At 64.0% G+C, this 6,851-nt stretch carries 6 protein-coding genes and 1 pseudogene; 5 read left to right on the forward strand and 2 right to left on the reverse strand.

Features of this window, described 5'->3' with window-relative positions; genetic code table 11:
• Window positions 1-15: 15 nt before the first annotated feature.
• Both ACYSM9_RS15760 and ACYSM9_RS15765 read right to left on the reverse strand, forming a co-directional pair.
• Complete coding sequence (locus ACYSM9_RS15760; RefSeq protein ID WP_461857899.1) at window positions 16-1,785, reverse strand: sulfatase; 1,770 nt, start codon at window positions 1,783-1,785, stop codon at window positions 16-18.
• Between the two features lie 108 nt (window positions 1,786-1,893).
• A complete protein-coding gene (locus ACYSM9_RS15765; RefSeq protein ID WP_461857900.1) occupies window positions 1,894-2,508 on the reverse strand; it encodes a PadR family transcriptional regulator in 615 nt (204 codons plus the stop codon).
• Between the two features lie 174 nt (window positions 2,509-2,682).
• Here ACYSM9_RS15765 and ACYSM9_RS15770 point away from each other — a divergent pair, with 174 nt between their 5' ends.
• From ACYSM9_RS15770 to ACYSM9_RS15790, 5 genes and pseudogenes are all read left to right on the forward strand, one after another.
• Entirely contained in the window at window positions 2,683-3,666 is a 984-nt protein-coding gene (locus ACYSM9_RS15770) for a formylglycine-generating enzyme family protein (protein WP_461857901.1), read from the forward strand.
• Window positions 3,666-4,028, forward strand: coding sequence for a YidH family protein (locus ACYSM9_RS15775; protein ID WP_461857902.1), 363 nt, complete (start codon window positions 3,666-3,668; stop codon window positions 4,026-4,028). The genes ACYSM9_RS15770 and ACYSM9_RS15775 overlap by 1 nt, the downstream gene beginning before the upstream one ends.
• Entirely contained in the window at window positions 4,025-4,360 is a 336-nt protein-coding gene (locus tag ACYSM9_RS15780) for a DUF202 domain-containing protein (protein WP_461857903.1), read from the forward strand. The genes ACYSM9_RS15775 and ACYSM9_RS15780 overlap by 4 nt, the downstream gene beginning before the upstream one ends.
• 390 nt (window positions 4,361-4,750) lie before the next feature.
• Window positions 4,751-6,427, forward strand: a complete 1,677-nt coding sequence (locus tag ACYSM9_RS15785) for a sulfatase family protein (protein WP_461857904.1) — start codon at window positions 4,751-4,753, stop codon at window positions 6,425-6,427.
• 15 nt (window positions 6,428-6,442) lie between these two features.
• Window positions 6,443-6,851 (forward strand): annotated as a pseudogene (locus tag ACYSM9_RS15790) (cupin domain-containing protein); the annotation flags it as partial.

The following is a 6,851-nucleotide window of genomic DNA, read 5'->3' on the forward strand; positions in this document are numbered from 1 at the left end:
CTGGTTTGAGTGGTGTCAGGCCGTGGGTACGGCGGTGAGTGCTTCGGCAATGGGACCGAGGACGGCTGCCGGGACAGCGGCGACTGCTGCGAGCTGGTGGAGGGTGAGCTGTGCCGGAAGGTTGACCAGCTCGGTGCTGACGAGGTCCGGCAGGTGCGTTTGCAGCACCTCACGCCCCTTGGGATCCTGGAGGAGTTCCAGGACCGGGACTGTCAGTGCCGCTCCGCCGCCGGGAAGGGATTCCAGCGCGGGCAGCGGTTCCAGGGCCAGGCGTGCGCGATCGGCCTGCTTCCGGACCAGCAGGTGCTCCCCTGCGGGTTCGCCGACGGCGGGCAGTCCGAGGCGTTCGAACTGGCTTGCAGGAGCGTCGTTGGCGTGCATGAGTTCCACGAGCAGCCGCAGCATGCGCAGTTCGGTCTCATCGTCTGTGAGCGGGTTCTTCTGCTGGGGATCGTTTTCGAGATCAAACAGCAGCGTTCCGTGGGTCCATGGGTTCATGAAGGACCGGGCCTGCACGCACATGGTCCTCAAGCCCTTGGTGAAACCGAACGGTTTGGCGGGTTGCCAATCGGTCAGTTCCGGGACGGCGAAGCGGCTGCGCATGTGGGTGGGCATCAGGGTGTAGTCCTCCAGCGGGGCGTTGCCGGGGTCGGCTGCAGCGCGCATGTAGACGTACCGGCCGTCGGTGACGTTGACGTGGCCACCATGGATCCCGAACAGCGCAGCGTCGCGGACTTCAGCGGAATCGTCTTCCATAACCAGGGCTAGGTCCTGGCCCTGCATGTCCGGGGTGGGTTCGAGGCCGAAGTAGCGGAGCATGGTGGGTGCGATGTCAATCGTCTGCGCCAGGGCCGCCCTGCGGGTGTCGCGGCCGCCGGTGCGGGGGTCCCAAAGGAACATCGGCAGGTGCACCAGTTCGTTGAACCAGGGCTGGACGGATTTGGCCCACCAGCCGTGTTCACCCAGCAGGAAACCGTGGTCGGTGTTGACGAGCAGGAGGGTATCCTCCCAGAGGTTGTGCTTGTCCATGGCGTCGAGGACCCGGCCGAGGGACTTGTCGCACATGGACACCAGCGCCGCGTACTCGTAGCGGGCGTGCTCCACCTGGTCCTGTGATTCGCTGACCTTCTGGTAGCCGGGCCAGTCGAACTCCGGTCCGTCGTACTGGTGCGGGTACATCGCCTTGTAGGCCTCGTGGGTGAAGAACGGCTCATGGGGGTCGAACAGCTCAATCTGGAGCATCCACTTATCCGCGTCCTTGTTCACGTCGAGAAAGTGAAGCCCGGCGTCAACGGTCCTGGTCTGTGAGTGTTCCTCTTCCATTGCCATGTAGGAACGGTTGATCAGGTCCTGCCGCTTCATCTGCGACCGCCAGTCCCCGCCCTCGATTGCCGGCTCAACGACGCCCTTCCAGGGATCGCCTTCCTGGCCGCGGAAGAATTCCCACGTGCTGTAGCGGGGGTGGTAGGTGGCGCCGCCGTCCTCCCAGTAGTGCGGATGGTCGGACACCAGGTGGGTGTGGACGCCGGCCTGCTTCAGAAGCTCGGGCATGGAGTCGTCAAAAGGCTCGAGCGGTCCCCAGGAGCGGTGCAGGAAGTTGTACCGGCCCGTGTGCATTTCCCGTCGAGCGGGCATGCACGGCATGGACCCGGCGTAGAAGTTGTCGAAGGTCGTCGCCTTGGCCGCGAGCCGGGCGAAGTTGGGTGCCTGCACGATGGTGTCGGCTGCGTAGGGGGAAAGCATGTGCCGGTTGAGGCTGTCGAACATCAGGATGATGGCCCGCATGGGGAATCCTTTCAAAGACAAAAAGTCAGGCGTGTGTGAAGGAGGCGGGCGAACAAGCCGCGGTTAGGTTGAGGGAACCGGGTGCTGTGGAAAGACCCGCGCGTGGTGTCAGTGGGGTTCTGCTGGGAGTTCATCCCCAGGCAGTGCTGTCAGGGATCGGGAAGACAGCTTTCCGTCAAGCAGATCGCGGCGCAGCTCGATCATGGCGGCGACGTGCGCGTCGATGGCCGCAGCACCCATCAGGTGCATGCGCTCCCCCACGGAATCGGCAAGTTCGGCGTCAAACGGGATAGTTGGCGCCCAGATCTGCCTCCGGTCGCGGTTGCGGTACCGGGCGATCTCGGACTGACGGGTTTCGATTTCCGTATCAAGGATGCGGAGCAGCTGTTCGGCACTCATGAACCCCGAGAACGTCAAACGTACGCCCAGTTCGGGATCCTGAAAGCGCGACGGCGGCTGGTACGGCCCCGTGAGCCAGTCAAGGAAGACGGTGGCCCCTTCCTGCGTCACCCGGTAGGTCTTCGCATCCTGGGCGCCGGGACGGGGATCGAGCTCATGCGTGACCCAGCCCTGTTTTTCCATGCTGTTCAGCGAACGGTACACCTGGCTCATCTGGGTGTTGGAGCGCAGAAACCGGCCGTGGGTGTCGAGGTACTTTTTGAGGTCGTACCCGGTGCTGGGGTGCTCGAGGAGCACTCCGAGGAGGATGCTCTCCATCTTCATTGATGCCTCCGAAGATCTGATGGGTCGTGAGGTGGATCACCTCGCCTTCATCGAGGATGACACAAGTGGAATCATCCGTCAATAGCACTTGTGGAATGGTTACTCGCGGCCGCATAGTAGAGAAGGCTCCAAGGGAGTACCCGACGGGGGACCCCGCCTAACTGCAGGAGGACCATGGACTGCCACACCCCGGGGGCCAGCCCCAGTTGCTGCGCACCAGGCAGCGGAACAAACGCCCAGCCGCCCGCACAGGAAGACAGGCGATCACCAATATCGGCCTCCCCCACCGCCGTCTGGACAGCAGCACCTGCGCATCAGGACGTGGCAGTCCCGGCAGGTGTATTCCTCATGGGCGACGCATTCGGGGAAGGCTACCCGAGCGACGGGGAAGGCCCTGTCCACGAAGTGGAGCTGGACGCATTCAGGATCGACGCGACGGCGGTGACGAACCGAATGTTCGCGGTGTTCGTGGGCGCCACGGGTTACCGCACGGAGGCGGAGCAGTACGGCAGCTCGGCAGTCTTCCACCTCCTCGTCGCAGCGCCGGAGGCCGACATTCTCGGACGCGCGGCCGGGGCGCCGTGGTGGATCAACGTCCGAGGCGCGGACTGGGCCCACCCAGGGGGGCTGTCCTCGTCCTGGCAGAGCATCCCCGATCATCCGGTCGTCCATGTCTCCTGGCACGACGCGCAGGCGTACTGCCAGTGGGCCGCCCGGCGGCTGCCGACTGAGGCGGAATGGGAATACGCCGCTCGCGGTGGGCTCGAGGGGAAGCGCTACGCGTGGGGTGACGAGCTCACGCCCGGTGGAGAGCATCGCTGCAACAAATGGCAGGGAACATTCCCGACTGCGAACACGCAGGATGACGGCTTCCTTGGTACCGCTCCCGTGAAGTCTTTCCCCGCCAACGGCCACGGGCTCTACGAGGTCGCGGGAAACGTCTGGGAGTGGTGCAACGACTGGTTCCTTCCGAAGTACTACCGAACGTCGCCCCGGCAAGACCCCCAAGGTCCAACAATCGGCGCGGGGCGGGTCATGCGGGGCGGTTCCTACCTGTGCCACGAGTCGTACTGCAACAGGTACCGCGTCGCCGCCCGCACCTCCAACACGCCTGAATCCTCCAGTGGAAACTGCGGATTCCGAACGGTGGCACTCTAATGGTGAAGCTTAAAGAACCCCAATGGCGGCGTCAGGGTGAGATGCCCGATTACCGCTTCTCACTCGCCAACGAGCGCACCTTTCTCGCCTGGATCCGCACTGCGATGGCCATCCTCGCCGGCGCCATCGCCGTCGACCAGCTCACCCCGCAGATCGCCCCACCCCCGGTCCGGATCTTCCTGTGCCTCGTGCTCGCTGTCATCGGCTCAACCCTGGCCTGGGAAGCCTACCGGCGCTGGTCGCTGCAGGAACAAGCCATGCGCCAAAAACAGGAACTCCCCCACGCCTGGCTGCTCGTGGCGATGACGACCGTCGTCGCACTGGCCGGCACCGTCGTCGCTGTTCTCATCCTCCTCCGGTGACACCACGCGACCCAGGGCTGCAGCCAGAACGGACCGCACTCGCCTGGCGACGCACCTTCCTGGCGATGATCGTCTCCGACTCCCTTATCTGGCGAGCCTGGACAACCTCCCTCGCCTACCACGGCGGTCACATCGCAGGCTCCTCCGTCGGCCTCGGCATCGCGGCAGCCGTCGCGGCGTGCGCCACCGCCGTCCTCGGAGCCTGCATCCTTAAACGCAACGCCAGCCTCCGCGACCAAAAGGCACCCAGGGCCGCCGTCCTCCGCACAGCTACCGCTGCCATCATCACCGTGGGGGCCGCCACCATCGCTTCGATCCTCCTGGGCATATAAGAGGCATAGCCACAGCCCCTGCCCGGCCTCGTGGATCCTGGATCCCTTTTGGAAAAGGCCTCTTGCCCTGCCTCCTTCTGACGGTCTGTGCAACCCCTCCGCACGGGGAATCGGAAGCTCGCCGCAGCGGGTTCATTGGCCCCATGTACAGCACTCCTTACGCGTCGCCCATCCGGCAACATCCGCCGTTCCCCACGGCGGTTGAATACTGAACTGCATATTGTATTGAAAGCTAAACTGGGTTTAGTATGTGATCGACGGCACGCCGTTCTTGCCGGCACCCCGACACGACGAAGTGGATTAGAACGTCCTCCTGATTGCAGCCAAAGCGAACAGCCAGGCCAAGATCAGCCGGGACGATCAACAATGAGAAACAGGTAGTTGCAATTGATGCCACCAAACGTGCTTTGGATCTCGACGCATGACATCAACCCGGATTTAGGCTGCTACGAAGGCGTCTGGCCTGGAGCCGAGTATGCAGTGACGCCGAATCTCGACCGGCTCGCCGCCGAGGGCGCACGTTATGACAACGCCTTCGCATCCGCCCCAGTATGCGCCCCAGCGCGCTCGGCGATCATGACCGGCTGCTTTCCAACGGCCATCGGCACGATGCACATGCGCACCAAAGCTGTCCTGCCGCCCGAGGTCCACCTCTTGCCCGAATATTTCCGGCAGGCCGGGTACTACTGCACCAATAACGCCTTCACAGACTTCCAGGTCGTCACACCACCGACGGTCTTTGATGACTGCAGCAGCACCGCGCACTGGCGAAACCGGCCAACCCCGGAGACCCCGTTCTTCGCTGCCTTCCACGGGATGGCGACCCATGAATCCAGGATCTACCTGGACGAGGAAGCATTCGCCGACACCACCCGGAACGTCAAGAAAGAAGACCGTCACGACCCTGGGCAAGCCCCGCTCCCCCCGTGCTACCCGGACACCCTGGTATTCCGCCGGGCCTGGGCGAGATACGCGGACCTCATCACAGAGATGGACCACTGGGTGGGCAACCTCCTGGAGCAGCTGGACGAGGACGGACTGGCCGAAAATACCATCGTGGTGTTCTGGAGCGACCATGGCGTCGGTATGCCGCGGGCCAAACGCTGGCCCAACGAAGCTGGCCTCCGCGAACCGCTGATTGTCCGCTGGCCCGGCACGATTCCTCCCGGCACGGTCCGCACAGAGCTCGTCCATACCATGGACCTTGCTCCTACCATGCTTACTGCAAGTCGCCTGACTGTGCCTGCACACATGCACGGCGTCCCCCTGTTCGACCACGAAGGAACATTCGTCGAGGAACCGAACAGGTTTGTTTTCGCTGGCAGGGACCGCATGGATGAAGCGGAGGACACCTCCCGTACCGTGCGGGACCCCCGCTACCGGTACATCCGGCACTACCACCCAGAGCGCTCTGCAATGGAGCATCTGAAGTACACGGACCACTTGGCGACTTGGGAGGAATTCCGCAACCTGGCCTCGCAAGAGGCCGAAGAACTGGAGCACGGGCTGACCCCGGACTTGTTGACGGATTTACAGCGCAGTGTCGTCGCGCCCAACCGCCCATCCGAGGAACTTTACGACGTGATTGCTGATCCGTACGAAACGACCAACCTGGCCGCAGACCCCGCGCACTCGCACGCTCGGGAGCATCTGCGCTCAGCACTCACCCACTGGCAGGAACAATACGGAGATCTGGGACTGCTGCCCGAACGCCAACTGATGAACCAGTGGAAACCAGAAGGCCGGCCGCGCCAAACTGATGCCCCTGAAGTGGTGCTCACCACGGACGGGCTTCAGGCTGTCTGCGCAACGGAAGGGGCATCCATCGGGTGGACGCTCGACCATCCCGGCAACCAGATAACCCCCCTTGCCCCACTGGAGGAAATAACCGGAGCCCCACAAAGGGATGGCCGGCGCTGGCAACTCTATATAGGACCAATCCGACTGCCGGAAGGAACCAAATTGTGGGTCCGCGCCTGGCGTCTGGGCTTCGAACCAAGCGTCGAAGTCCCGGTGCTCTTCACCGGGCAAGCTGCACCTGCTACCCACACCACACCTGCGAGCTAAACCAAAGGAATTCCCATGACCGAAAACGCCACGCACGAGTCCGTGGCGCAGGAACACCACGTTCCCGGGCCCACCCCGGAGGAGGCTGCCCAGCTGGAGCAGCTGTACCGGGACTTTGACAAGGAAAACCTGATTCCGCTGTGGACGGAGATCGCGGACCTGATGCCCATGGTCCCCTCGCCCAAGGCGGTTCCGCATGTGTGGCGGTGGGATGACCTGTACCCGCTGGCCGCCCGCGCCGGGGACCTGGTGCCCGTGGGCCGCGGCGGGGAACGCCGCGCCATCGCGCTGGCCAACCCCGGCCTGGCCGGCACCCCGTACGCCACCCCCACGCTCTGGGCCGCCATCCAGTACCTGGGCGGCCGCGAAACCGCCCCGGAGCACCGGCACTCCCAGAACGCCTTCCGCTTCGTCGTCGAAGGCG

The organism is Arthrobacter sp. C152 (genome assembly GCF_054890965.1).

What these genes read in the sequence shown, in the direction of transcription:
- ACYSM9_RS15760 (WP_461857899.1), bottom strand. Translation starts at nt 1,785, where the DNA reads ATGCGGGCCATCATCCTGATGTTCGACAGCCTCAACCGGCACATGCTT.
- ACYSM9_RS15770 (WP_461857901.1), top strand. Translation starts at nt 2,683, where the DNA reads ATGGACTGCCACACCCCGGGGGCCAGCCCCAGTTGCTGCGCACCAGGC.
- ACYSM9_RS15765 (WP_461857900.1), bottom strand. Translation starts at nt 2,508, where the DNA reads ATGAAGATGGAGAGCATCCTCCTCGGAGTGCTCCTCGAGCACCCCAGC.
- ACYSM9_RS15775 (WP_461857902.1), top strand. Translation starts at nt 3,666, where the DNA reads ATGGTGAAGCTTAAAGAACCCCAATGGCGGCGTCAGGGTGAGATGCCC.
- ACYSM9_RS15785 (WP_461857904.1), top strand. Translation starts at nt 4,751, where the DNA reads ATGCCACCAAACGTGCTTTGGATCTCGACGCATGACATCAACCCGGAT.